The organism is Salinicoccus sp. Marseille-QA3875, from assembly GCF_054950095.1.
In genome coordinates, this window is record NZ_CM143103.1 from 2,481,028 (window position 1) to 2,507,782 (window position 26,755).

At 39.8% G+C, this 26,755-nt stretch carries 30 protein-coding genes; 28 read left to right on the forward strand and 2 right to left on the reverse strand.

Translation table 11 applies throughout. The features are described from left to right. From mnmA to ACY8DT_RS12680, 23 genes are all read left to right on the forward strand, one after another. Complete coding sequence (gene mnmA, locus ACY8DT_RS12570; RefSeq protein ID WP_462420654.1) at nt 1-1,107, forward strand: tRNA 2-thiouridine(34) synthase MnmA; 1,107 nt, start codon at nt 1-3, stop codon at nt 1,105-1,107. After that, complete coding sequence (locus ACY8DT_RS12575) at nt 1,104-1,745, forward strand: tetratricopeptide repeat protein (RefSeq protein WP_462420655.1); 642 nt, start codon at nt 1,104-1,106, stop codon at nt 1,743-1,745. Before mnmA ends, ACY8DT_RS12575 begins: the two co-directional genes overlap by 4 nt. Before the next feature lie 25 nt (nt 1,746-1,770). Beyond that, complete coding sequence (gene recD2 / locus ACY8DT_RS12580; RefSeq protein ID WP_462420656.1) at nt 1,771-4,173, forward strand: SF1B family DNA helicase RecD2; 2,403 nt, start codon at nt 1,771-1,773, stop codon at nt 4,171-4,173. Between the two features lie 242 nt (nt 4,174-4,415). After that, entirely contained in the window at nt 4,416-7,040 is a 2,625-nt protein-coding gene (gene alaS / locus ACY8DT_RS12585; protein WP_462420657.1) for an alanine--tRNA ligase, read from the forward strand. 60 nt (nt 7,041-7,100) lie between these two features. Continuing rightward, nucleotides 7,101-7,364 (forward strand): IreB family regulatory phosphoprotein, encoded by a 264-nt coding sequence (locus tag ACY8DT_RS12590; RefSeq protein WP_462420658.1) that lies wholly within the window; start codon nt 7,101-7,103, stop codon nt 7,362-7,364. Continuing rightward, entirely contained in the window at nt 7,357-7,791 is a 435-nt protein-coding gene (ruvX, locus tag ACY8DT_RS12595) for a Holliday junction resolvase RuvX (RefSeq protein ID WP_462420659.1), read from the forward strand. Before ACY8DT_RS12590 ends, ruvX begins: the two co-directional genes overlap by 8 nt. A 3-nt stretch (nt 7,792-7,794) precedes the next feature. Then, nucleotides 7,795-8,097: a DUF1292 domain-containing protein gene (locus ACY8DT_RS12600; protein WP_462420660.1), complete on the forward strand. Its 303-nt coding sequence runs from the start codon at nt 7,795-7,797 to the stop codon at nt 8,095-8,097. Between the two features lie 68 nt (nt 8,098-8,165). After that, nucleotides 8,166-9,293 carry an endolytic transglycosylase MltG gene (mltG, locus tag ACY8DT_RS12605; RefSeq protein WP_462420661.1) on the forward strand — a complete coding sequence of 376 codons (1,128 nt, stop codon included), beginning with the start codon at nt 8,166-8,168 and terminating at the stop codon, nt 9,291-9,293. Between the two features lie 102 nt (nt 9,294-9,395). Continuing rightward, entirely contained in the window at nt 9,396-10,016 is a 621-nt protein-coding gene (locus ACY8DT_RS12610) for an O-methyltransferase (RefSeq protein ID WP_462420662.1), read from the forward strand. A 9-nt stretch (nt 10,017-10,025) separates the two neighbouring features. Then, entirely contained in the window at nt 10,026-10,652 is a 627-nt protein-coding gene (udk, locus tag ACY8DT_RS12615; RefSeq protein WP_462420663.1) for a uridine kinase, read from the forward strand. A 22-nt stretch (nt 10,653-10,674) separates the two neighbouring features. After that, nucleotides 10,675-11,151 carry a transcription elongation factor GreA gene (greA, locus tag ACY8DT_RS12620; protein WP_462420664.1) on the forward strand — a complete coding sequence of 159 codons (477 nt, stop codon included), beginning with the start codon at nt 10,675-10,677 and terminating at the stop codon, nt 11,149-11,151. Then, nucleotides 11,144-11,860 (forward strand): 5'-methylthioadenosine/adenosylhomocysteine nucleosidase, encoded by a 717-nt coding sequence (locus tag ACY8DT_RS12625; protein ID WP_462420665.1) that lies wholly within the window; start codon nt 11,144-11,146, stop codon nt 11,858-11,860. Before greA ends, ACY8DT_RS12625 begins: the two co-directional genes overlap by 8 nt. A 190-nt stretch (nt 11,861-12,050) precedes the next feature. After that, nucleotides 12,051-12,575, forward strand: coding sequence for a YqeG family HAD IIIA-type phosphatase (locus ACY8DT_RS12630; RefSeq protein ID WP_462420666.1), 525 nt, complete (start codon nt 12,051-12,053; stop codon nt 12,573-12,575). 3 nt (nt 12,576-12,578) lie between these two features. After that, nucleotides 12,579-13,685, forward strand: a complete 1,107-nt coding sequence (yqeH, locus tag ACY8DT_RS12635; protein WP_462420667.1) for a ribosome biogenesis GTPase YqeH — start codon at nt 12,579-12,581, stop codon at nt 13,683-13,685. 2 nt (nt 13,686-13,687) lie between these two features. Beyond that, the gene (gene aroE / locus ACY8DT_RS12640; protein WP_462420668.1) at nt 13,688-14,521 is read left to right on the forward strand and encodes a shikimate dehydrogenase; all 834 of its coding nucleotides are present in this window, start codon (nt 13,688-13,690) and stop codon (nt 14,519-14,521) included. Continuing rightward, nucleotides 14,493-14,789: a ribosome assembly RNA-binding protein YhbY gene (gene yhbY / locus ACY8DT_RS12645; RefSeq protein ID WP_462420669.1), complete on the forward strand. Its 297-nt coding sequence runs from the start codon at nt 14,493-14,495 to the stop codon at nt 14,787-14,789. The genes aroE and yhbY overlap by 29 nt, the downstream gene beginning before the upstream one ends. Next, entirely contained in the window at nt 14,786-15,349 is a 564-nt protein-coding gene (gene nadD, locus ACY8DT_RS12650) for a nicotinate-nucleotide adenylyltransferase (protein ID WP_462420670.1), read from the forward strand. The genes yhbY and nadD overlap by 4 nt, the downstream gene beginning before the upstream one ends. Then, the gene (gene yqeK, locus ACY8DT_RS12655) at nt 15,339-15,908 is read left to right on the forward strand and encodes a bis(5'-nucleosyl)-tetraphosphatase (symmetrical) YqeK (RefSeq protein WP_462420671.1); all 570 of its coding nucleotides are present in this window, start codon (nt 15,339-15,341) and stop codon (nt 15,906-15,908) included. The genes nadD and yqeK overlap by 11 nt, the downstream gene beginning before the upstream one ends. 4 nt (nt 15,909-15,912) lie before the next feature. Continuing rightward, a complete protein-coding gene (rsfS, locus tag ACY8DT_RS12660) occupies nt 15,913-16,254 on the forward strand; it encodes a ribosome silencing factor (protein WP_462420672.1) in 342 nt (113 codons plus the stop codon). Continuing rightward, the gene (locus ACY8DT_RS12665; protein ID WP_462420673.1) at nt 16,226-16,969 is read left to right on the forward strand and encodes a class I SAM-dependent DNA methyltransferase; all 744 of its coding nucleotides are present in this window, start codon (nt 16,226-16,228) and stop codon (nt 16,967-16,969) included. The genes rsfS and ACY8DT_RS12665 overlap by 29 nt, the downstream gene beginning before the upstream one ends. 111 nt (nt 16,970-17,080) lie before the next feature. Next, complete coding sequence (locus ACY8DT_RS12670) at nt 17,081-17,707, forward strand: helix-hairpin-helix domain-containing protein (protein ID WP_462420674.1); 627 nt, start codon at nt 17,081-17,083, stop codon at nt 17,705-17,707. A gap of 12 nt (nt 17,708-17,719) precedes the next feature. Then, nucleotides 17,720-18,184 (forward strand): ComE operon protein 2, encoded by a 465-nt coding sequence (locus ACY8DT_RS12675; protein WP_462420675.1) that lies wholly within the window; start codon nt 17,720-17,722, stop codon nt 18,182-18,184. A gap of 74 nt (nt 18,185-18,258) precedes the next feature. Beyond that, complete coding sequence (locus tag ACY8DT_RS12680) at nt 18,259-20,436, forward strand: DNA internalization-related competence protein ComEC/Rec2 (RefSeq protein ID WP_462420676.1); 2,178 nt, start codon at nt 18,259-18,261, stop codon at nt 20,434-20,436. A 3-nt stretch (nt 20,437-20,439) separates the two neighbouring features. On the opposite strand, the gene ACY8DT_RS12685 is transcribed toward ACY8DT_RS12680, so the two are convergent. Then, on the reverse strand, nt 20,440-20,583 hold the full coding sequence (locus ACY8DT_RS12685; protein WP_462420677.1) for a YqzM family protein: 144 nt from the start codon (nt 20,581-20,583) through the stop codon (nt 20,440-20,442). Between the two features lie 93 nt (nt 20,584-20,676). Between ACY8DT_RS12685 and holA the strand changes: the two genes are divergently transcribed. After that, nucleotides 20,677-21,639: a DNA polymerase III subunit delta gene (gene holA, locus ACY8DT_RS12690; protein WP_462420678.1), complete on the forward strand. Its 963-nt coding sequence runs from the start codon at nt 20,677-20,679 to the stop codon at nt 21,637-21,639. Between the two features lie 31 nt (nt 21,640-21,670). On the opposite strand, the gene rpsT is transcribed toward holA, so the two are convergent. Next, nucleotides 21,671-21,916: a 30S ribosomal protein S20 gene (gene rpsT, locus ACY8DT_RS12695; protein WP_462420679.1), complete on the reverse strand. Its 246-nt coding sequence runs from the start codon at nt 21,914-21,916 to the stop codon at nt 21,671-21,673. Nucleotides 21,917-22,075: 159 nt separating this feature from the next. Here rpsT and lepA point away from each other — a divergent pair, with 159 nt between their 5' ends. The 4 genes from lepA (at nt 22,076) to grpE (ending at nt 26,744) form a co-directional block, all read left to right on the forward strand. Next, nucleotides 22,076-23,899, forward strand: a complete 1,824-nt coding sequence (lepA, locus tag ACY8DT_RS12700; RefSeq protein WP_462420680.1) for a translation elongation factor 4 — start codon at nt 22,076-22,078, stop codon at nt 23,897-23,899. Between the two features lie 45 nt (nt 23,900-23,944). Further along, entirely contained in the window at nt 23,945-25,063 is a 1,119-nt protein-coding gene (hemW, locus tag ACY8DT_RS12705) for a radical SAM family heme chaperone HemW (RefSeq protein WP_462420681.1), read from the forward strand. A gap of 87 nt (nt 25,064-25,150) precedes the next feature. Then, complete coding sequence (gene hrcA / locus ACY8DT_RS12710; protein WP_462420682.1) at nt 25,151-26,137, forward strand: heat-inducible transcriptional repressor HrcA; 987 nt, start codon at nt 25,151-25,153, stop codon at nt 26,135-26,137. Next, the gene (gene grpE, locus ACY8DT_RS12715) at nt 26,130-26,744 is read left to right on the forward strand and encodes a nucleotide exchange factor GrpE (RefSeq protein ID WP_462420683.1); all 615 of its coding nucleotides are present in this window, start codon (nt 26,130-26,132) and stop codon (nt 26,742-26,744) included. Before hrcA ends, grpE begins: the two co-directional genes overlap by 8 nt. The last annotated feature ends 11 nt before the right edge of the window (nt 26,745-26,755 follow it).

The window sequence follows — 26,755 nt, forward strand, 5'->3', positions numbered from 1 at the left end:
ATGGATCCGTCAAAAACAACAGTTGTCGTTGGTATGAGTGGAGGTGTAGACTCCTCCGTCACGGCACAATTGTTAAAAGAGCAGGGCTATAACACAATCGGCATTTTTATGAAAAATTGGGATGATACAGACGAATTTGGAGTGTGTACAGCAACAGAGGACTACGAAGACGTCAGACTGGTTGCAGAACAGATCGGCATCCCTTATTACTCGGTCAACTTTGAGAAGGAGTATTATGACCGTGTGTTCAGATACTTTTTGGAGGAATATGAAAAAGGCCGCACACCGAACCCCGACGTCATGTGTAACAAAGAAATAAAATTCAAAGCATTTTTAGATCATGCGATGAAACTCGGCGCGGACTATGTGGCGACAGGCCACTACGCACGAGTCACTCACGATGGTAATTCCGTGACGATGATGAGAGGCGTCGACAATAATAAAGACCAGACGTATTTTTTAAATCAGCTGTCCAAAGATCAGCTGTCTAGAGTAATGTTCCCGCTCGGTCATATGGAGAAGCGGGAAGTGAGGGAACTTGCACACAAGTATGATCTTGCAACGAAGGACAAGAAAGATTCAACGGGCATCTGTTTTATCGGTGAACGTGACTTTAAAGAATTCCTGAGCGGTTATCTGCCTGCAAATCCCGGACGTATGATCAACCTGGATACAAATGAAGATATGGGACAGCACGACGGTCTGATGTACTATACGATCGGCCAGCGCCAGGGCCTTGGCATCGGCGGAGAAGGCGGACCGTACTTTGTTGCAGGTAAAAACCTGGAAACGAACGAATTATATGTCGTTTCACAGTATGAGAATGATTCATTGTATTCAACAAAATTGATAGCTTCAGATATCAATTTCATCAATGAGCAAGGTGATTCATTCAGCTGTACAGCTAAATTCAGATACCGTCAGGAAGATGTTCCTGTCACTGTCAATAAACTCGGTGAAGGTGAAATTGAAGTCATATTTGATGAGCCGGCACGTGCGGTGACGCCGGGACAGGCCGTCGTTCTTTACGATGGGGACATCTGTCTCGGCGGCGCTACGATTGATACTGTCTACAATGAAGAAAAAGTGTTGGAGTATCTCGGATGAGCCTGCCATACGAAGATGCATTGAAAAACGGCAGACAGGAAGAAGCGCTGAAACAGATATTTGACAGTATCGAAGAAGAACCGGAAGTTGAAGTGCACTATATCAACGGCGGCAATCTGCTGCACAGCCTCGGCCGTGATGAAGAAGCGGAAAAATTCCTGCAGAAGGCGATCGACCTGAATTCACAGAGCACGAGTGCGTTTTACAGCCTTGCGAACATTTATTACAACCATGAACGATATGAAGAGGCAATCAGACTTTATCTGATTGCCTACAGCAGAAATGAAAAAGATGCAGATCTTAACTTCATGCTGGCGATGAGTCATATCAATACACAGCAGCCGAAAGCTGCACTGCAGTTTTTTGAAGTGGCACACCAGCAAAACCCGGATGATATTGAAATTTGTTTTCAATACGGCCTGCTGTGCTGTCAGCTCAGCCTGTTCGACCCTGCTGAGAAACTGCTCACGAAAGTGGTGGACAAGAAGCCGCATGCTGATGCACAATATAATCTAGGGTTATTAAAACTTGTACGTGATGATGATAAAGTACAGGCTAAAGAACATTTCCAAAAAGCGATTGATGTACAAAAAGATCATCATCTTGCACATCATGCATTAAAAAAGATTTCAGAGTAGTATATTTTTTCCGGCGGTGAAGAAAATGGAACAGTCGTCAATTTACGATGAGAAATATATTATAGGTGAAGTCGAGCGTGTTATTTTTCAAAGCGAAAAAACACGCTTTTTTGTATTGAAAGTCATCATAGATGAAACCAATACCCACTTCACTTTTGATACCATTGTCACAGGATATTTCCATGACATCACAGAAGGCGATACATACAGGTTCAGTGGTGAAATCAAATCACATCCAAGATTTGGTGAACAGTTCAATGCGACCCAGTTCAAGCAGGAGCTCCCGAAGACAAACCAGGGCGTCATCCAGTACCTTTCAAGTGATACATTCAAAGGCATCGGTTTAAAAACAGCTGAAAAAATAGTGGATAAGCTGGGTCACAATGCACTGCAGATCATTTCAGATGATAAAAATTCACTGAAGCAGGTGGGCGGCCTGTCCAAAGCTAAAATTGATATGATCCACCATACTATTTTGGAAAACAAAAAAACCGAAGAAATCATCATCCGTCTGAACGATCTCGGTTTCGGTGCCAGAATGAGTGCGAAAATATTAAGGTATTACGGCGACCATACGCTGAAAATACTGGAAAGCTCGCCATACCGCATGGTTGCGGATATAGACGGTATCGGTTTCAATACTGCGGATAAAATAGCACTTGCCCAGGGGATTGAGCCTTCTGATACAGGCAGATTGAAAGCGGGTCTTCTTTATATCGTTGAAGATATCACACTTTCTACAGGACACACTTTCATTGAAAAAAACATGCTTGCGGTCGAAGTGAAGAAACTGCTGATGTTCAACAATCAGGATCAATTCAATGATGAAGAAATCGACGGGGTGGTCAGAGAACTCCATGAAGATGAGAAGCTGGTCATATTCGATGAAAAGATCTATCTGCCGACAATATTTTATGCAGAACATAAATCGGCGGATGAAATTTACCGTATCATCAAGCATTCGGATGCGGATCAATTCACTGATGAGGAAGTCAACGAACAGATAAAAACCATTGAAAAAAATGAGCACATCAAATATAACTCCGAACAGATGACAGCGATAGACCTTTCGATGAATGAAAAGATTTCCATAATTACCGGGGGGCCTGGAACCGGTAAGACGACAATAGTAAAAGGGATCATCGGCTGTTATCATGAACTGAATGAACTGGAAAACATCGAGGATTATGAAGAAGGGGAATACCCGATCAAGCTTGTTGCTCCGACAGGGCGTGCAGCGAAGCGTCTAAATGATTCCACAGGTGTCGAAGCTTCAACGATCCACCGGCTGATCGGCTGGGGACAAGATACGGAAAAAGATGACTTCATAGATGTCGAACTGAATGCGAAACTGATCATCATCGATGAAATGTCCATGGTGGACACATGGCTTTTCTATCAACTGCTCCGCAATGTGCCGAGTGATACAAAACTTGTGTTTGTCGGTGACAGAGATCAGCTGCCCTCTGTGGGGCCGGGGAAAATATTCAATGACCTGATCGAATCGGATGTCATGAAAGTGACTGAACTGACTAAAATCTACCGGCAGGGTGAAGGCTCCTCCATCATCAAACTCGCCCATGAAATAAAAGAAGAGAAATCCATTGATATCCGTGAGAAATTTAAGGACCGGGTATTTATACAGGCAAATATCAGCCAGATATCCGGACTGGTAGATAATATTGTGACAAAAGCGGTAGCCAAGGGTTATGATATGCGTGACATTCAGGTGTTGGCACCGATATACCGTGGTAATGCCGGCATTAATAAACTGAATCAGGTGCTTCAGGAAATTCTGAACCCGCTGGATGAAGACAAAAGGGAAATACAGTTTGGCGATATCTTTTTCCGTACCGGTGATAAAGTGCTTCAGCTGATCAACAGGCGGGAAGATAATATATTCAACGGTGACTCCGGCATCATTGATGAGATCATTCTCAAAGAAGATGATGACAGTACAGATAAGGATATCATCGTAGTGGATTATGACGGCAAACATATCTCATATGAGCGCAGGGATCTCAGTGAACTGGCCCATGCATATTGTACAAGCATCCATAAGGCTCAGGGGAGTGAGTATCCGATTGTCATCATGCCGCTTGTAAAGAGCTACCGTCATATGCTGATTAAAAATATCATTTATACCGGCATAACAAGAGCGAAGGAATCCTTGATCTTATGCGGTGATGAAAATGCATTTTATGATGCACTGGGCAATGAGGGGATCACAAGAAACACAACGATGATCCAGTCGCTGCATGACAAATTCAATATTGTACGTCAGAAGAAGGAAAGCCGGGATCTGCCAGCTGAAGCCTCCGAACCTTCGATGGCTGAAGTTGACACACCGGTGCATTTAACAGAAGACAACCTGTTCAGAATACCGGCAATGATCAACGTCGAAAAAACACCGTATGATTTCATTTGACAGCAGTGTGTTAAAATTTTATAATCAGTAACAATTAGACTCAGAAGTGATCGAGTGTATATATCATGCTTGACAGAGACATTGTGGCAGGTGGAAACAATGACTGGTATATACATGTGCTGCACTTTATTTAAAGCGAATATTTAGAGTGATGGCTATGCCATAACCTGGGTGGTACCGCGGAAACTTCCGTCCCTATTTTTTAGGGGCGTTTTTTTAATTTAATTTTAGGAGTGGTTCTTATGAAACAACTGACAGGTAACGAGATAAGGGATTTATTTATAAAGTTTTTTAAAGAAAAAAATCATATGGTGGAACCGAGTGCCCCGCTTGTTCCGATCGACGATGATTCTTTACTCTGGATCAACTCTGGTGTTGCAACTTTGAAGAAATATTTTGACGGCCGTGTGATTCCTGATAATCCAAGAATAGTGAATGCACAGAAATCCATCAGGACAAATGATATTGAAAATGTCGGGTTCACTGCGAGACACCATACTTTTTTTGAAATGCTCGGAAACTTCTCCATCGGCGACTATTTTAAAAAAGAATCCATTGAGCTCGCTTGGGAATTTTTAACGAGTGCCGACTGGATGGACTTCGATGAATCTTTGCTTTATATTACGGTTCACCCTGAAGATACGGATGCCTATAACATCTGGCGCGATGACATCGGTCTGAGCGAAGATCGTATCATCAGAATCGAAGGTAACTTTTGGGATATTGGTGAAGGGCCGTGCGGGCCGAACAGTGAGATCTTCTATGACCGCGGTGAAAGCTACGGTGTGGACGACCCTGCTGATGAAATGTACCCAGGCGGTGAAAATGAGAGATACCTGGAAGTCTGGAACCTCGTATTCAGTGAGTTCAATCATAACAGTGACGGTTCTTACACACCGCTGCCCAAGAAGAATATTGATACGGGCATGGGACTGGAAAGAATGGCAAGTATTGTTCAGAACGTACCGACAAACTTCGATACGGACCTGTTTACGCCGATTTTGAAAAGAATAGAAGAAGTGTCAAACAAGTCATATGGTGTAAGCGATAAGCAGGACGTTGCATTCAAAGTGATCAGCGACCATGTGAGAACTGTCAGCTTTGCGATCGGGGACGGTGCACTGCCGTCAAATGAAGGGCGCGGCTATGTACTGCGCCGTCTGTTGAGACGTGCAGTCAGATTTGCAAAAGAGCTCGGCATCAACGAAGCATTCATGTATTCACTTGTGGATACCGTAGGGGATATCATGAGAGACTTTTATCCAAACGTACAGGAAAAGTGCGGCTTCATTAAAGAAGTTGTGAAAAAAGAGGAAGAACGATTTCTCGCAACATTGGATGAAGGCATACGCATTTATGAATCTTTTAAAGCGGCGGTACAGGACACAACGGGTGTGATTACCGGGGAAGATGCGTTCAAACTTTATGACACATATGGATTCCCTTATGAACTGACTAAGGAATACGCAGAAAATGACGGTTTGAAAGTGGATGAACAAGGATTCTTTGAAGAGATGACCAAACAGAAAGAGCGGGCTAGAAATGCGCGTAAATCCAGTGAGTCGATGCAGGTGCAGTCCAAAGTGCTGTCCGACTTTACTACACCGAGTCTTTTTACAGGCTATGCGTCCCTGAAAGAAGAAGCGGAACTTCTTTTACTTGTCAAAGATGATGAATCACTTGAATCCTACGACGGCGGTGAAGTCGTTGAGCTGATATTTGATAAGACGCCTTTCTATGCAGTAAGCGGCGGCCAGATCGCTGACTACGGAACAATTAAAAGTGATACTGCTGAGCTTGAAGTTGAAGCGGTATACAAAGGGCCGAATAAACAGAACGTCCATCTTGCAAAAGTTGTGAGCGGTACGGTAGAAACCGGCGCAGCATACAAATTGAATGTGGATGCTGAAAAACGGAATTTCATCGTCAAAAATCATTCGGCGACGCACCTTATGCATCAGGCACTCAAAGATACGATAGGCGAGCATGCCAATCAGGCGGGTTCATTGGTCGAAGCTGAAAAACTGCGTTTTGATTTCTCACATTTAAATCCATTGACTGAAGAAGAAATCAAAACGATTGAAGACTCGGTAAATGAGAAAATATATGAAGGTCTGAAGGTGGAGATTTCTGAAATGCCAATTGCTGAAGCCAGGGAAAAAGGTGCGATGGCCCTGTTCGGTGAAAAGTACGGCGATATCGTACGAGTAGTTGATATGGATGATTATTCAGTGGAACTTTGCGGCGGCATACATGTCGGGAATACTTCAGATATAGGATTATTCAAAATTGTTTCAGAAACAGGAATCGGCGCAGGTATCAGAAGGCTCGAAGCAGTAACGAGCAAGTATGCTGTGGCGTACTATCAGCAAAAGGAAAACCAGTTACAGGAGATAGCTGATCTGCTTAAAGTCAAGGAAGATAACATCATCAGGAAAATAAACCAGGTGAATGATGAAAAGTCCGAACTGAAGCAGGAAATTAAAGAATTGAAGTCTGCATCTTCAAAAGATAAGCTGTCTAATGTCGAAAATATCAAACAGACAATCGATGGAGTAGATGTGATATCAACCGAAGTCGATGCAAAAAATGCAAAAGAGCTGAGATCGATAATGGATGATATTAAATCTGCAAACCAAAATGCCATCATTGCACTCGGCAGTATCAATGAGGGCAAAGTTTCCCTGGTCGTAACAGTGCCGAAGGAACTGACCGGCCGCTTCAAAGCCGGCGAAATCATGAAAGGTATGGCCGAACGTGTAGATGGAAAAGGCGGGGGCCGTCCGGATATGGCTCAGGGCGGAGGTACAACCCCTGCCAATTTAACAATTGCATTACAATTCGTTAACGAGTACATTACTATCTAACTTATACGGGGTATAAATGGTATAATGGTGACAAATCAATAGGGAGTTAGGAGTGCTTTTGTGGGACAATTTGATGAGACTGTTAAATTTAATGTAGATGAATCCCGTGCCAAACACGTAAATGAGATACTGACCAATGTGTATAAGACTCTTGAGGAAAGAGATTATAATCCGGTCAACCAGCTGGTCGGCTATCTTCAAAGTGGTGACCCTGCGTATATTCCCCGTCAAAATGAAGCGAGAAACCAGATCCGTCATGTTGACCGTGATGAAATTATCGAAGTGCTGGTAAGAACTTATATTGATCGTGAGATAAATGACTAAAACTTTAGGCCTTGATGTCGGAACGAAAACGATAGGTGTAGCTATCAGCGACGCATTTGGCTGGACTGCACAAGGACTGACGACTTTAAAAATCGACTATCACGATCAAAAGTACGGGCTGGAAGAGCTGAGTAGGATAGCAGAAGAGAACAATGTGTCATCAATCGTTGTCGGCCTGCCAAAAAACATGAATAATTCCATTGGTGAAAGTGGTGAACGTTCATTGAATTTCGGTGAAATACTTGCGAAACACATGCCAAGTGTTAAAATAATCATGTGGGATGAACGTTTGAGTACTGTTGGTGCGGAACGGACATTGCTCGAAGCAGATGTATCGCGCAAAAAACGCAAGGCTGTAATAGATAAGATGGCAGCAGTCTTTATTTTACAGGGTTATTTAGACCAGCCCAATAAAGGAGAGCTATAAACTATGTCTCATGAAATGAATTTTAATCACGATGAAGAACTTTTAACTTTATTCGATGAAGACGAGAACGAAGTATTATATCGAAAAATGCTTGAATTCCATCATCCGGAGTTCAACAAGGATTATATAATCCTTGCTGAAGAAGGCAATTTCAATGATGAAGATGGAGACATCGAGCTGATCCCGATGATCAACGTACCTGATGAAGATGGTGACGGTGGGAAGTTCCTTCCTGTAGAGACAGATGAAGAGTGGGACATGATTGAAGAAATTGTAAATACTCAAATGGATGTACCGGAAGAGTAAAAATACAGATGATTCAAAATAGCTTCCAATACTGATTGGGAGCTATTTTTAAAGAATAGGAGTCTTTTATGAGTAGATATGATGACATTAGATTTTCAAAAAATGTATCTTCTTATCTGTCATTAATTATTATTGGTGTTTTAGCAATCGGTGTTATCATCATTTCCATAATTGCATACTTTTATATAACATCGATAGGTGACCCCTTGGATGCCAATTCTGAAGAGACTGAGGAAATTGTAATTGACTCAGGTACGTCAGCAGGTATGATTGGTGACCAGTTGGAAGAACAGGGAATCATAGATAACGGCAGAATGTTTGAAGTATACTTAAGATTGAACAGCATCACAAATTACCAGGCGGGCGAATATGAATTGTCTCCTGCCATGGATTTTGAACAGATCGCCCGTACACTGGAGACCGGTACCATCTACCAGGAAGTGCTGCACAGAGTGGCGATACCTGAAGGGTATTCGGTTGAACAGATAGCTGAACAGTTCAGCCAGAACCTTCCAGTTTCTGAAGATAGATTTTTGGAACTGATGACAGATGATGAATTTATAGAATCACTTATTGAAGAGTATCCGGAAATGCTGTCCGATGAAATATTGGACGAAGATGTAAAATATCCTTTGGAAGGATATTTATTCCCGGCGACTTATGACATTACTGAAGAGGAACCGGAAATTGAAAGTCTGATCAGACAGATGTTGGATGCAACGAAGATCAACACTTTCCCGATATATAATTCAGTGGATGAGTATACGATCGATTTTGAAGGCGAATCCCAGGCACTCACATTCCATGAATTCCTGACTTTCTCATCACTGATTGAGATGGAAGCAACGTCGCTTGCCGACCGTTCGATGATTGCCAGCGTATTCTTAAACAGGATGTCAGAACAGCCGGCAATGCCGCTGCAGACTGATCCGACAGTACTATATGCTCTGGGTGAACATCAGGAACGTACATTATTTGAAGACTTGGAAGTTGAAGACCCTTATAATACGTATATACATTCCGGGCTGCCGCCAGGTCCGATCGCATCTCCCGGCATTGAATCGATTCAGAGCACATTAAACCCGAGCAATACGAACTATTACTACTTCCTGGCAGACAGTGAAGGGAATAATCATTTTGCAGAAACATTCGAAGGGCATATCGAGAACAGGGAAGAATATATCAATAATCAATAAAATAATCTTTTCAAGTAAAGAATAATATGTTAGTATATTTATTAATGAATACACAACTGATAACTCTTGTTATCAGTTGTATTTTTTGTATGTGGTGATTATATGAATATTGGGCAGTATGTAAGAGACTTGAATGCTGTAGAGGAGTTGTATCCGGAAATATACAGCTATGCAGCGGATAACCATGTGCCTATCATTGACGGTGATGCTTTATCAGTACTCAAGCATCTTATCAGGATGACAGGTGCCCGGACATATTTGGAAATTGGAACTGCAATCGGTTACAGCGGTCTTCATCTTCTTTCGGTCTATGAAGATTCAAGATTGATAACCATTGAAAAACAAAGCGGAATGTTCGATATCGCCAAACAGAACTTTGAAAAATATAAAGTGGATGATAGAGTCGATGCTTATATGCATGATGCAAAAACATTAGATCTATCCATTGATGAGCAGTCGGTGGATCTATTATTCATCGATGCATCAAAAGGTAATAATCAGTATTTCTTCGATAAATACAGTCCTTACGTTAAAGAAAACGGTTTAATCGTCGTTGATAATATACTTTTACGCGGATTGGTCGTCGATGACAACATAGAAAATAAAAACAAAAGGAAATTAAAAGAAAAAGTGTCTTCATTTAATCAAAATATGAGTAACAGCAACTATGCGACATCCTTTCTACCGATAGGTGACGGTCTATTAGTTATTTCAAAAAGTTAGGTGTAGAAAATGAATAAGCCGACAATTATTGGCATCGCAGGAGGTACCGGTTCCGGTAAGACTTCTGTCACCAAAAAAATTATATCTTCACTGGAAGAGCACGATATTATTTTGATTGAACAGGATTATTATTATAAAGATCAAAGTCATAAGACGATGGAAGAGCGGTTGAAAACAAATTATGACCATCCGTTCGCTTTTGATAACGATCTATTGATCCAGCATGTTAAATCATTGATCAACAACGAAAGTGTAGAACTGCCGACGTATGATTACGTGAATCACACAAGAAGTGACAAGACGATCAATCTTGAGCCAAAAAACGTAATAATCATTGAAGGTATTTTTGCGCTGGAAAATGAGCAGCTGAGAAATCTGATGGATGTAAAAATCTATGTCGATACCGATTCCGATATCCGGATACTGCGGCGGATGTCAAGAGATATCAAAGAGCGCGGACGGTCCATGGATTCTGTCATCAGTCAATATCTGTCTGTTGTAAGACCGATGCATCTGCAATTCATCGAACCGACAAAACGCTTCAGTGACATCATTATCCCTGAAGGCGGCGAAAATATTGTGGCAATAGATATTATCACCACAAAAATTAGAAGTATAATTAAAAAATATAAGTGAAAGTTTTACGGAGGTTTTATTAATGACAACACAAAAAGAATACCCAATGACGGAAAGCGGATATAAACAGTTACAGGAAGACCTTGAATATCTCATTACAACAAAGAGACCTGAAGTCGTAGAGAAAATCAAAGTTGCAAGAAGTTTCGGAGACCTTTCCGAAAATTCTGAATACGATGCTGCAAAAGATGAGCAGGGCTTCGTGGAACAGGATATCACGAGAATTGAAGAGATGATCCGACACGCAAAAATAATCGAAGATACAGGTGATAACAATTCGGTACAGCTTGGAAAAACTGTTACATTTAAGGAATTGCCTGACGGCGATGAAGAGCAGTATCAGATTGTCGGCAGTGCCGAAGCTGATCCGTTCGAAGGCAAGATCTCAAATGAATCGCCAATTGCCCAGTCTTTACTTAACGCTAAACTGGAGGAAGAAATTGACGTACCTCTGCCAAACGGCTCAACTATGAAAGTGAAGATTGTTTCAATTGACTGATCACCGTAAAGAGACAGTTGTCGGTGTCATCGGAGCGATGAAAGAGGAAGTAGAAATATTGAAAGAATGGATGGATATTTCCAAAACCGAATCCATTGCCCACACTGAAGTATATATCGGCACGCTCGATGGTCCACAGCGGATCATCCTGGTGGAAAGCGGTATCGGCAAAGTGAATGCAACGCTGATCACTTCTTTGCTGATTGACAGATATGATGTTGACCTGATTGTTAATACAGGTGTCGCCGGTGCTTTATCAAATGAACTCGAGGTAACCGACATGGTGGTTTCAACAAGTGTTGTCCATCACGATGTGGATGCGATGGAATTCGGCTATCGATTCGGTCAGGTTCCGGGCATGCCCGCTGCATACGGTGCAGATGAAAAACTGATTGAAGCAGCGATGACAATACTGGACCGTAATAAGAGCATAAAATGTTTCAGCGGTCTCATTGCAAGCGGAGATTCCTTTATTGCTGACAGCAGTCAGAAATCATCCATCATCGTCAATTTTTCCGGGGCACTTGCAGTCGATATGGAGTCTGCCAGCATCGCACAGACATGCTATCAGTTTGATGTGCCGTTTATCATCATCCGCTCAATATCGGATAAGGCAGATCAGGCTGCAGATATGACTTATGAGGAATTTTTAAAGAAAGCTTGTATAAATTCTTCTGAAGCTGTAAAATTATTGTTACAAGAACTGTAATGTGGAGGGACCTTAATGACTATACTGATGGTATTATCGATTATAGCCACTGTTGTAATTGGATATCTTATTTACCGGGATACTGAAACTGAAGATAATGATATTATTGAATAAATAAAAGCACCTTAAAATTTTAAGGTGCTTTTATTAATGTGATAAACTATAATAAATCAGTTAAGAGAGGACAACATTGAAATTGATAAAAAAATATTTCTTACCAACTTCCTATGTTGATAATTTTACAAATATAACTCCTGCCAGACTAAAACAATTAGGTGCCAGGGCTGTAATTATAGATTTGGATAATACTTTGGTCGGCTATGATGAAATGAATGCCAATGACAAAGTTATAAACTGGTTCAAGCTCATGAATGAAAATGATTTTAAAGTGACGATTGTTTCAAATGGCAAGAAAAAGAGAGTGAGCAATTTCGCCGCCCCTCATAATATTGATTATATATTCAATGCACAAAAACCTTTATCAAAAAATTATAAAAAAGCGATCCGGTTGATGGGTGTGCCAAAAAATGAAACTATCATGGTCGGTGATCAGCTGATGACTGACATTTTTGGTGCAAACCTGATCGGTCTAAAAAGTATTCTGGTGATTCCTGTAAAGAGTAAGGATGGTTATGCGACACTGTTGAACAGAAGAATTGAAAGCATGATCATGAGATACTTTAGAAAAAAAGGGTTGCTGGTCAAGGAGGACTAATTATTGACTGAAGTAAAATGTATAGGCTGTGGAGCCGTATTACAATCTGTAGATAAAGATCAAAAGGGTTATATACCTGCAAGTGGACTGAACAGGGAAGACGCAATATGCAAAAGATGCTACCGTCTGAAACATTATAATGAAATCATGGATATTGATATGGATTCCGGCGATTTCCTCACAATGCTGAATTCACTGTATGAGGTGGACGGGCTGATTATCAAAGTGATTGACGCATTCGACTTCAACGCGAGTCTCATACCATCATTCAATCGTATCGTCGGTGATAAAAAAGTCATTGCCGTCATCAACAAAATTGATCTACTCCCTAAATCCACCAATACGGCGAGATTAATTCACAGGGCGAAACATATGCTTAAAGAGAACGGTATTACGGCAGTGGATACGATTGCAATCAGCGCCATTAAAAATGACGGTCTGGACAGGCTGATATCCCTGATGAAGAAACATTCGAAAAATCAGGATGTCTATGTTGTCGGGACGACGAACGTCGGTAAATCGACGCTTATTAACCAGCTGATCAAGCTGACCAGTGGTGAGGGCAACGTGATCACTACGAGCAGATTTCCGGGTACGACACTCGATCTGATCGATATCCCGATGGATGATGATACATTCATATACGACACTCCGGGCGTGATCGTTCCAAGCCAGATGGCACATTTTGTGAATGCTGACGACTTGAAGTATATTACACCTTCGAAGGAAATAAAACCGATGACTTTCCAACTGGAGGACCAGCAGACTTTATTCCTGTCCAATCTCGCAAGGATTGATTTTGTCAATGGTGACAAGAGCAGTTTCACAATATACTCATCCAATCAGATCAAAGTTCACAGAACAAAATTGTCCAATGCAGATGAGTTTTATGAAAAGCATTACAACGGACTGCTTGGACCTCCAGAAATCGGTGGACCGGTCCTGTTAAATGATATGAAAGAATATACATTCAAAGTAACAGAGGACAGTGACATTGAAATCAGCGGTTATGCTTTCATAAATGTACAAACCGGTGTTGAAGTGACGGTACATGTGCCTAAAGGTGTGGAAGTCAACATCAGGCCGACAATATTCAAAGGTGGTTTATAAAGATGAATTTTGCCGTAATTGGTTCTCCAATTGAACACACGTTATCTCCGGCGATACATCATGCCAATTTTAATTCATTGGAATTAGACGACACTTACCGGGCGCTTCATGTTGAACCGGAAGAACTGAATCATATTGGAGATATTATCAAAAATTATGATCTCAACGGTTTTAACGTCACTATTCCCCATAAGGAAAAAATCATGGAGCATCTGGATTTTATTGACCAGAGAGCGCTTGAAGTGAATGCCGTCAATACAGTTCTGGTCAAAGATGATAAGTTGTACGGCTACAATACTGATGTCACAGGGTATAAACAGGCTTATACGGATCGTTTTGGCACCTGTAAGCGTAATGTACTCATACTGGGAGCAGGCGGCGCGTCAAAGGCTGTTTACCGCGCTCACAGAGAGCTTGGAGATGACATTACGATTTATGCAAGACGTGAAGCAAGCTTTGAGACATTCAAAGAACAGAAATTTGAAAAGTTATCTTCTCTTGAAAAGTTGAAAAATTTTGATGTCATCATCAATACAACGCCTATCGGCTTGAAAAATGAAGATTTATATCAAGTGATGTCTCTGCCTGTTGAAAATATAACTGAAGAAACTATAGGAATAGATCTGATTTATAATCCTCAGAAAACACGGTTCCTCCATGAATTTGAAAATGAGAATGCCATGAACGGTTTATCCATGCTGGTGAACCAGGCGGTACATGCTTTTGAGATATGGTATGACAATCGGTATGCAGGGGATTATGATGCTGTTTATGCAGCTTTAAATAAAAAATTGGGGGTGCCAGGAAATGACCACATTATCATCAAAAAACATTAAGCAGTTAAAAAAAGAATCTCACCATCTCAATCCCATTTTCCAAGTAGGGAAAAATGGGGTGACGGATAATTTTATCGAACAGATCAATGATGTCCTCGAAAAAAGGGAATTGATCAAAATCTCCGTCCTTCAGAACTGCCTGGAAGATAAAGATGATATTGCTGAAGACATCAGCAAGAGTACTGACAGTAATATTGTTAACATCATCGGAAATACAATTATCATTTACCGTGAATCAAAAAGTAATAAGCAGATAGAGCTGTCATGAAAATAGGGATTTTCGGCGGAACTTTTGATCCAATTCATATTGGACATATCATTTCCGTATTTGAAGTTAAAATTTCCTTCGGACTGGATAAGGTGATTTTCATCCCTGTAAGGCAGTCCCCGCATAAGGAAACTATGCCGACAGGCAATACTGAACGTCTTGATATGATACACAAAGCGATTGCCCGCTTTGAATGTTTTTCATTGGATACTTTTGAACTGAACAGGGATGGTAAGAGTTTCACCTATGATACTGCAAAATATTTGAGGGATAAATATCCACATGACGAGCTTTATTTCCTAATGGGCACTGATCAGTATGAAAGTTTTGATAAATGGTATAAACATGATGAATTAATCAGCATGATGAATTTTATCGTAATGATGAGGCACAGTGATGATATGGAAATATCAGCACCTTTTATACGGGCAGATCAGCTTGTTGTGGAAGTTTCTTCGACACTCGTTCGTAAACGGATCAAAGAAGGCCTGCCTTATAAACATTTTCTTAATGAGGACGTGTATGAATATATTAAGGAGAATGCATTATATGAAGCATAAAAAAGCACTTAAACTGATTGAAGACAAATTACCTGAAAAAAGATATGCCCACTCAGTCAGAGTGGCTGAAACAGCTGTGAGGATGGCGGAAATATTCAAGGCCGACAGTGATAAATGTTACCTTGCAGGCATACTTCATGATTTCTCTAAATATGATGACCTGGGTGATATGTATCAGTATGTCACCAAATATAATCTGGATCCGACACTGCTTGCCTTCAACTCAGAGCTGCTTCACGGACCGGTAGCAGCTACAAAAATGAGATTTGAATACGGCGTAAAAGACGAAGAAATATTTTATGCGATTTCCAGCCATACTTCCGGACGCGCCCAGATGCTCTTGATAGAGAAGATAATTTATGTGGCGGACTTTATCGAACCTGAACGCACTCAAAAGGGAGTGGACAGGATCAGGGAAATAATCTTTGAGGACAAGAAATTGGATTTGGCCATATATGAAATAACAAGATTGACTTTAAAGAATCTATTGAAGAAAAACCGGCCGATTTATAATAGGACGATTGAATGTTACAACTATTATAATATGGTTAAGGAGTGAAAGAATGAATAGTGAAGCACTACTCGAAAAAATGGTCGAAGCATGTGATGATAAGCGTGCTGAAGATATCATGACTTTTGATGTGAAGGAAACAAGTACAGTTACAGATTACTATATCATCTGCCACGGCAACTCAGACCGCCAGGTTCAGACGATTGCCGATGAAATTAAAGAACAGGCAAAGGAACTGGATATAGACCCTCTTGTCGAAGGCTATAATGAGGGCAAGTGGATATTATGCGATCTGAACAATGTCATCGTTCATGTATTCCACGGTCCTGAACGGGAGTATTATAATCTGGAGCGGTTGTTTAAAAATGGTGAGTATATTGACAACAGACAGTAACAAGGAAATTCTTGGTCACTTCTATAATGAACTCACCTATGATATCCCTTACAATCTCTGGCTCGATATAATCAACCATTTTAAAAATAAAGATGAGTCAGTTCTCGATATCGGCTGCGGTACAGGCAGTCTGACAAGTCAGCTGGATTTTAAAAAGAAGTTTGGAATGGATATATCCGAAGCAATGCTGGAAATTGCCCGCAACAAGAATGATGGAATCAATTATTTCAGGGGAGATATGAAAAATTTCACGCTGGATGAGACATTCGATATGATTGTCGCTACAGTTGATGTTTTAAATTACCTGCAAGATGAAAATGAGTTTATAGAAACATTGAAAAATGTTAATGACCATTTAAATGATGACGGTGTTTTTATATTTGATATACACAGCAAATATAAAATGCAGAATGATTTCAACGATATGCTCTATACGGATGATACGGAACACGTCACATACATCTGGCATGCACTGGCAGGAGAAACGCCTCTTTCCGCAGTGCATGAGATGACGTATTTTGTGAGAAATGATAAAGGCATGTACGACAGAGTGGACGAAGTATACACTCAAAGGTCATACGAACATAAGGATGTCATTAAAATGATAGAGAAGGCAGGATTATACCTCGACACTGCATTCAGTGATTTCGATATAGATCATTCTGTAACCACGGTTTGCGACAGAATTTTCTACATCGTTAAAAAGGCTTTGTAACTCATAGTTGCAAAGTTTTTTTGAATTAATTAATTTATTTGAAGAAAAAATAAATCAAAAACGGCATTTTGCTCCTAATAATAGTAAAGGGATATTTTAAGGAGAGATAAAATGCTGAAACATTACTATGAGAAATACAAACAATTCATTCCGCTCATCGGTATTGCTTTTGTGATTGTCGTTATTGCGGTATTCGCCGTCAATCTGGTGACTTCTGATAATGCAGTGACAATTAATGAACCGCCGGTGAATGCTTTGGAAGTAATTGAAGAAGTTGAGGAAGATGCTGAGCCGGCTGTCAATATTTCAGATCACGTATTTGTAGAGGTGAAGGGGGCAGTTAAAAACCCGGGTGTATATGAAGTGCCTGTGGATGCGAGGGTGACTAACGTTCTAAGTTTGGCCTTAGTGTCAGACACTGCCGACCTGTTAACCGTAAATCAGTCTGAAAAGGTTAAGGATGAGATGGTCATCTATGTACCTGAAATTGGCGAGGTTGAGAATGTGAACATGATATCAGCAGAATCTGATTCCGATGATGAGATGCAGGTGAATATCAACACAGCAACACTTGAAGAATTAACCCAGCTTAATGGTATCGGTGAAAAGAAAGCACAGTTAATCCTGGAATATCGCGAGCAGAATGGGCTGTTTATGACTAAAGAGGATTTGATGAATATATCAGGCATCGGTGAGAAAACTTTTGACAGTTTGGAGCCTTATATTACAATAGATTAGAAGGTGGGATAATTGATGAGAATTGACTGGCATGAATATTTTTTAGCACAAAGCCATTTATTGAGATTAAGGTCTACATGTGAACGCTTGAAAGTCGGAGCCCTGATCGTCAAGGATAACAGAGTGATTGCAGGAGGTTATAACGGCTCGGTGTCAGGTGAAGACCATTGTATCGATGTCGGATGCTATGTAGAAGACGGGCACTGTATACGGACAATCCACGCAGAAACCAATGCGTTGCTGCAATGCTCAAAATTTGGTGCTTCCACGGAAGGCGCAAGTGTTTATGTGACTCACTTCCCCTGCATTCACTGCACCAAATCAATGATTCAGGCGGGGATTAAAAACATCTTCTATGCTGAAGATTATAAGAATCATCCTTACGCGATGGAGTTATTGGATAAAACGAAAGTTAACTATACTAAAATTGAACTTGATTTACATAAAGTAGCCAGTTATTTTGAAGATTTTAAATGATGATGTTTTTCGTCTTTTTATCCATCATAATAGGATATATATTAGCGGTAAGCCCAATTTTGGGCTTATTTTTTTTGCTTATATTATGTCTTATCTGCCATAGAAAGCTTGAGAAAAAAGTTCTTATATTTCTATTTTTAATTATAGTGGCAGTCAGTATGCTGTTTGCTGCCAAGTCTGTGACATCCGGAGACCTGCGTCACATAGAGGAATTCACTATCATCGATTATAAGTATTACCGTGATGAAATTCATTATTTGGCAGAAAGTGGCGGGCTTACATTTGAATTGTTTGTAGAGGAGGACGGGAGAGTTGATATCGGTACAAAATGCACAGGAAATTTTAATGTGGCTGATATAAGCAGGCAGAGAAATATTTTAAAGAGCAATGATCATCTTAAGTTGACAGTAAATCAAATCAGTGGACGCATTTACGAAGATACACTGGACGGCAAAAATTGTGCAGTCGTAAAAAAGACTGTGAAAATGAAACTTGCCTTTTTGAGGTACTTATATATGGACAGGCTTCTGAACTATACTTCATTTGATTATAGATTTGATCTTTTGACGCTCAGTATAGGCAATAAAAGTTACATCGAAAGTGATTTTTTTGATTCACTGCAGAAACTGGGCATATACCATCTGTATGTCATTTCAGGAACACATGTGGCCTTTATCAGTGCATTTCTATACTTTCTATTCAGAAAAATGAGGCTGACATTGAGAACAATCAAAATACTGTTGATCATCTCACTGTTGCTTTTCCTTTTAATTAATATTTTCAGTCCAAGTGTTTTCAGAGCTGTCTTCATGGCAGTGCTGCTTATCGTTTCATCATTTTTCAATAAAAAGCCGTATTTGACGATCGTCTCTTTATCTGCCATTACACAAGTTTTGTTCAATCCTTATATCGTATTCCATGCCGGATTTCAATTATCCTATATCACCACTTATTTCATTCTCCTTGCCAGACCGTTCATACAGGGACAGAAAGCACTTGTACAACTGTTTCAAATCACTTTGATTTCAGAAGTTTCAACGCTGTTGGTCATACTTATACAGTTCAATGAAATCAGCATCAGCGGCGTAGTTATGAACTTGTTTTTCGTACCATTATTCTCAATGGTCATATTTCCAATGGTGATTCTTTTCCAGGCAGTGATGATTTTGCCGAAAATCGAACTGATAGACAATTTCTATCATATCGTTTTTACATTTCTGCAGGAGATGATATATTGTTTGGCCAATCTGATAAAACATCGTTTTTCTGTTAAAAATCTCCCAGAGGCGGTTTATATGCTCATTGCCGCACTGACATTCCTGATTGTCCGCAGCGTATGCAAGCTGAATTATACTAAAGTGGTTGTATACAGCCTGGTACTAATGGTCATAGTTTATGGAGCGAATGTCACCGACAGTGAGGATTTTACTTTTACAATGATTGATGTCGGCCAGGGTGATGCATTTTTAATTGAAGATCATAAAAGTGACAGGACGGTGATGATTGACACCGGCGGTGTATTTAACTTCGGTAACAGGGAGTCAATGCTAGCTGAGAAGACCGTTCTGCCCTATTTGAAAGAACGGGGGATAGACGATATAGATCTTTTGATCTTAAGCCATATGGATATAGATCATGTCGGTGAAGCGAAGGATGTCATAAGTAAGAAAAACGTGAAGAATTTGATGGTGAACATGAATGATCCGAAATTGAAAGAATGGTCGGAAAACAATATAGAAAATTTCAAAGGGAATGTAATAACTTCTGAAGAAATTGCAACAATGAGTGTGGGGAACATGGTTATTGAAAACCTTGATGTAAATTACGCTGATTCAAGAGAAGATTCGAATGAGAATTCGATTGTCTTGAAAGTGACACTCGGTGACTATAAATTTCTGATGACCGGGGATATGACAGTGGCAATGGAAGAGTATCTGGTGCAGCAGAGGAATGATATTAAAGTGGATGTATTAAAGCTCGCGCATCATGGCTCCGATACTTCTACAGGAAGTGCAATCGTTGATGCGGCGGGACCGTCATATGCACTAATATCTGCTGGTGCAGAAAATCAATACGGACATCCTCATCAGGAAGTTCTGGACAGACTGGAAGGCATAAAAATATTAAGTACAAAAGATGCCGGGATGGTACAATTGAATATTAAAAGTGATAGACTGTGTGTCCGGACGAAGTTGGATGTATCATTAAATGACTGCACAAAAAAAGAGCTGAACCATCAGCTCTCTAAATAAAATTTACCCGAACATTCTACTGACGATCTCAAAAGCATGAGCAACGACGTAGATTGCTGTAAGACCGAGGAAACCGACTACAAAAGCCAAACCGGAGTCCACAATGTCATTATTTTTTGATTGTACATTTTTTTCGAACTTATTCATTTAGAAAACCCCCTAAACTATTCAACATCTATTATAGGATAATTCTTAAATAAAAGCTATAATATATTTATGATTTAATGTGGAGTGAACAAAATGAACTTAATCCAAGTGATTTATGGAACGAATATTATAAGAATAGAAGAGGAAGCCAGGAAAATGGCAAAAGATTTTTTGGGAGAGATAGATGAATTCAGCCTGGTTTCTTTAAATTACAAAGATACACCGGTTGAAAGCATAATTGAAGAAGCCCAAACATTGCCTTTTTTATCGGATAAAAAGACGATTATAATAAATGATGCATATTTTCTTACAGGCGCAAAAACTAAAAGTGACGTTGAACATGACATTGATATGTTCATAGACTATCTCAAAAATAAAAATGATGATACCTTGCTGATTTTTAAAGTGTTCAACGAGCAGCTGGATAAGAGGAAAAAGGTCACTAAACTCATTCAGAAAGAAGGTGTGGTCACTGAAGTGAAGGAAATGACGGAACCTGAGATAAGGACCTTTATTTCTGATTATCTGAATGAAGAAAATATGAGCATTGATAATATGGCTCTGGATATGTTTCTGGAAAGGACCGGTATAAATTATTCCAATGTTAAAAGTGAACTGGATAAAATCATCCTCTATGCGGAAAATAACATTACTGCTGATGATGTGGATGACGTGGTCAGTATCAGCATGGAACAGAATATATTCAAACTTACAGAGTTTGTACTGAACGGCAGAAAAGAAGAAGCAGTCAAACTGGTCAGGCAGCTGATCCTGCAAAAAGAAGAGCCGATGCAATTGTTACATCTGATCATCAGTCAGTTCAGGCTGCTGTACCAGGTTAAATTACTTTCAAGCGAAGGTTTTGCACAGGATTATATTTCTAAGAATCTGAGGGTTCACCCATACAGAGTGAAGCTTGCATTGAGAGAAGTAAGAAAGCACCGTCAGGATAAATTAGAGGAGAAAATGGTCATATGTCGAAATATGGATTACAAATTTAAATCCAGTTATTTGAACCGGAAAACGTTATTTGAGCTTTTTGTAATGGAAATTTAGAAAAGAAAAAACCTTCTTGAAAAAGAAGGTTTTACTTAGTCATTAATTTTGATTTCATACGTGATGCTTTATTTGCATGAATTAAGTTTTTCTGACTTGACTTGTCTACATGTTTAACTGCGTGAGCAATAAGTGCATCCGCATTTTCAGCATTTTCAGCTTTAGCAGTTTCTGCACGCTTTACAGCAGTTCTCATCGCATTCTTCTGAGCAATGTTTGCATCTCCCGCTTTTTTGCTGGAGTTCACTCTTTTAATAGCAGATTTAATATTAGGCATAACGTCACCTCCACAATTTAGTTGTACAACTTTAATTGCAACAAGAAATATTTTACCAAATTAGAGTGTGTTATGCAATATAAAGCCGGAAATGAATTGAAGATAATATCGATAATTGGTATAATATGAACATTCGAGCGTATAGAAAGTTGGGTATTAATGAATGATAATGAGCGTATAGCAAGGCAAGAAAAAATTAGGAATTTTTCAATTATTGCCCATATTGATCACGGTAAGTCCACTTTGGCCGACCGTATATTAGAAAATACAAAATCAGTGGCTGACAGAGATATGAAAACACAGCTGCTGGATTCAATGGATTTGGAAAGAGAACGCGGTATTACGATAAAGTTGAATGCCGTACAGTTAAAGTATACTGCCAAAGATGGGGAAGATTATATATTCCATCTTATAGATACGCCCGGACACGTCGACTTCACCTATGAAGTGTCGCGTTCACTTGCTGCATGCGAAGGGGCTATTTTAGTCGTCGACGCAGCACAGGGCATCGAGGCACAAACATTGGCAAACGTATACCTGGCACTGGATAATGATTTGGAACTTATGCCTGTGATCAACAAAATCGATCTGCCTGCAGCAGATCCTGAGCGTGTCGCTCAGGAAGTCGAAGATATTATTGGTTTGAGTAAGGAAGATGCTGTTCTTGCATCAGCAAAATCTAATATAGGCATTGAGGATATATTGGAAACGATCGTCGATATGGTGCCGCCGCCGGACGGAGATGTGAATGCGCCTCTGAAGGCACTGATATTCGATTCCATGTATGACCCGTACAGGGGGGTCATCTCTTCAATCAGAATTGTAGACGGTGTAGTAAAGCCGGGGGATAAAATCCAGATGATGGCAACAGGCAAAACTTTCGAAGTGGCTGAGGTGGGAATCAATACACCCAAGCCGATGCCGGTAGAAGAATTGTCGGTCGGAGATGTCGGCTATATTGTTGCAGCCATTAAAAATGTCGGTGATTCACGTGTCGGTGATACGATCACACACGCAGACAACCCGGCGGCAGAACCTCTGGAAGGTTATAAGACAATGAATCCAATGGTGTTCTGCGGGATGTACCCGATAGATTCAAATCAATATAATGATTTGAGAGAAGCATTTGAAAAACTGGAACTGAATGATTCATCATTACAATATGAACCTGAAACTTCTCAGGCTTTAGGATTTGGTTTCAGAACAGGGTTTTTAGGGCTGCTTCATATGGAAATCATACAGGAAAGAATAGAAAGGGAATTCGGCATTGATCTGATTGCGACTGCACCTTCAGTTATTTATGAAGTATCCATGACTGACGGATCAACTGTCAGAGTGGACAACCCTGCACAGATGCCGGATCCCCAAAAGATTGATCGTATAGAAGAACCTTATGTCAAAGCACAGATTATGGTTCCGAATGATTATGTCGGTGCTGTGATGGAACTCAGCCAGAAGAAGCGCGGTAACTTCATTACAATGGATTACCTCGATGATATAAGGGTAAATATAATATATGAAATCCCGCTATCCGAAATCGTTTTTGATTTCTTTGATCAACTTAAATCGAACACTAAAGGATATGCATCTTTTGATTACGAAATTATCGGTTATAAAGAAAGTAAACTGGTCAAGATGGATATCTTATTAAATAATGAAACAGTGGATGCCCTGAGCATCATCGTTCATCGGGATTTTGCCTATGAGCGCGGAAAGATCATCGTGGAAAAGCTGAAGAAGCTGATTCCGAGGCAGCAGTTCGAAGTCCCGGTCCAGGCCGCTATCGGACAGAAGATCATCTCAAGGACGAACATCAAGTCGATGGGTAAAAATGTACTAAGTAAGTGTTACGGCGGGGATATCAGCCGTAAGCGTAAACTGCTTGAAAAACAAAAAGAAGGTAAAAAGAAAATGAAATCCGTTGGTTCAGTAGAGATACCGCAGGAAGCATTCCTGTCCGTATTGAAAATGGATGAAGATTGATAAAGCCACATTTTGTGGCTTTTAATTTTGTAGGGAAGTGTTAATATGAAAAGTTTATACATCCATATTCCTTTTTGCAATCGTATTTGTACTTATTGTGATTTTACAAAAGTACTCATTAAAAACCAGCCGGTTGATGAGTACATAGATGCATTGATTATGGAGCTTAAAACTTTGGAGTATAAAAATTTTGAAACGATATATGTAGGGGGCGGCACTCCGACTGCGCTCAGTTTAAAACAACTTGAAAGATTATTATCTTTCATAGCAGACAGTTTCACAGTTTCAACCGAGTATACCTTTGAAGCGAATCCGGATGAGGTGACGACAGAGAAGTTGGATCTTCTTAAAAACTATGGGGTGAACAGAGTCAGCCTAGGAGTTCAGTCCTTTAACGACGACATTTTGAAAGTTTTAAACAGAAGTCATAATTTTGATGATATATTCAGAAGCATTAATCATCTTGAGAAGATCGGTCTTTCAAATTATTCTATGGACCTGATGTATAATCTGCCGGGGGAAACGATGAACGATATTGAGACGAGCCTGAAATATGTCGATGAACTGAAACCGAAACATATCTCGTGGTATTCATTAATCATCGAACCGCATACCGTATTTTATAACCAGATTAAAAAAGGTGCTCTTAAAATTGCCGATGATAACGTTGAAGCAGATAAATATAATCGTGTGATTGAGGGACTGCAGCAGCTGGGGTACCCCCAGTATGAAATTTCAAACTTCTCAACTCCCCAGTTTGAATCCATGCACAATAAAACATACTGGCTGAACGAACATTATTATGGCACTGGCGCCGGCGCGCATGGATATGTCGGCAATCAGCGCTATTATAATATCAAACCGGTACCGCACTATATCAAATCGATGAATGAAAAAAATACAGTCGTAAAAGAAACAATATCTTTAACTGAGGTCGAGCAGATTGAAGAGGAAATGTTTTTAGGTCTCAGAATGACAGACGGTGTTTTGAAAAGCAGGTTCCAGGATAGATATGACAAGAGTCTTGATGATTATTATAAGGATGAATTGAATTATCTGAAGGATAAAAAATGGATCAATGACGATGGTATCAATGTATCCCTGACAGAAAACGGCCGGATGGTCGGCAATGAAGTTTTCATGTCTTTTTTAAAGTCCACATAAATTGAGTTTAATGATTGACATACTTTGACCAATTTGATAAATTATATTTAGCACTCGGAGATAAGGAGTGCTAAAGAGGTGAAGTCAATGCTTACAAATAGGCAAGAGCTCATCTTATTTTTAATTGTGGATGAATTTTTAGCCGCCATGGTTCCCGTTAGTTCGAAACAAATTATTCAAAAATATCGATTAGATATTTCCAGTGCTACGGTCAGAAACGAAATGGTTATACTTGAGGCATCAGGCTTTTTAACAAAACCGCATACTTCAGCAGGAAGAATCCCATCAAGAGAAGCACTCAAGTTCTATATTAAAAGGTTAAATGAAAAATTAGATGAAGATTCAAAACCTGAACCTGTTCATCTCAATTTACAAAATCATCACTCACCGGAAGAATTATCCGGAAACATTGCTGGAAAAATCAGTACATTGACTAATTATTTGACTGGAGTATCGTTTCTTGGTAAAGATGAAATAGTCAAAGCGATTTATTTCACACCATTAAGTGATATAATGCTGCTGGTAATCATAGTTCTTGATTCCGGTAATATTAAAAAAATCCCGGTTAAAATGGATTATAATGTTTCATTGGAAACGTTGAAAATGCTGACTAATTATTTTAATCAAATTGTCATTGACACACCTTTGCATGAGTTATCAAGGTTGCTGCGTTCATCATTGAAAAACTCGGAACTGCAGCATATGATCATGAGTGTCGCAGACAATATCAGCATGGATGTCGACGGACCGAGGAAGTTCACCGGTTATTCAGGATTCAACCATTTAATCCATCAGATCAGTGAGGATACAATGACGCTTCAATTACTTTATGATGATCTCGAATCCAATCAGCTGGACAATATCGTTGGTGTATCTGAAGAATCAGGAGTCGATGTTTATCTGGGTGACGAATTGCCTGAAGATTATCACTCTATTTCAATCATAACCACCAACCTCAGAATTGCCGGTTTAGAAGGAAATCTGATGATTATCGGACCTGAGATGATGGGTTATAAAAAAGTGATCAAACTATTACATGCTATCAATAATCAGAGCACAAAAGGAAGTGAATGATTTGTTCGATAATGAAAAAGAGCAACAGCCGGATGAAAATCTGGTAAATGAAGAAAAATCAGATGATAATTCTTCAGTATCGACTGAAACTGCTGAGAATGAGATTGAGTCAGAAAGCAGTGCTGTTTCAGAAGAGACAGTAGATGAAATTGATCCGCATCAGCAGGAAATCGACAATTTAAAAGATGAGGTAAAAATCCAAGAGGACAAATATTTGAAACTCTATGCAGAATTTGAAAATTTCAAACGCCGTAACAGGCAGGAAATTGACTTGAACAACAAGTACAAAGAACAGAAGTTTGCAGAAGATCTGCTGCCTGTGCTGGACAATTTGGAAAGAGCTATGGACATCGAAGGAGAAACCGCAGCATTTACTTCTCTGAAAAAGGGAGTAGAGATGGTTTACAAAGATTTCCTCAATATATTCAGTAAACATGAAATTACGGTGATTGAATCAACCGGTAAAGAGTTCGATCCGAATGTACATCAGGCAGTAATGACTGAAGCATCAGAAGAAGGATCAGGAATAGTAATCGAAGAATTCCAAAAAGGTTATATGTTGAAAGACCGTGTGATTCGTCCGTCTATGGTTAAAGTCAGCGAGTAACAGGTATAAAA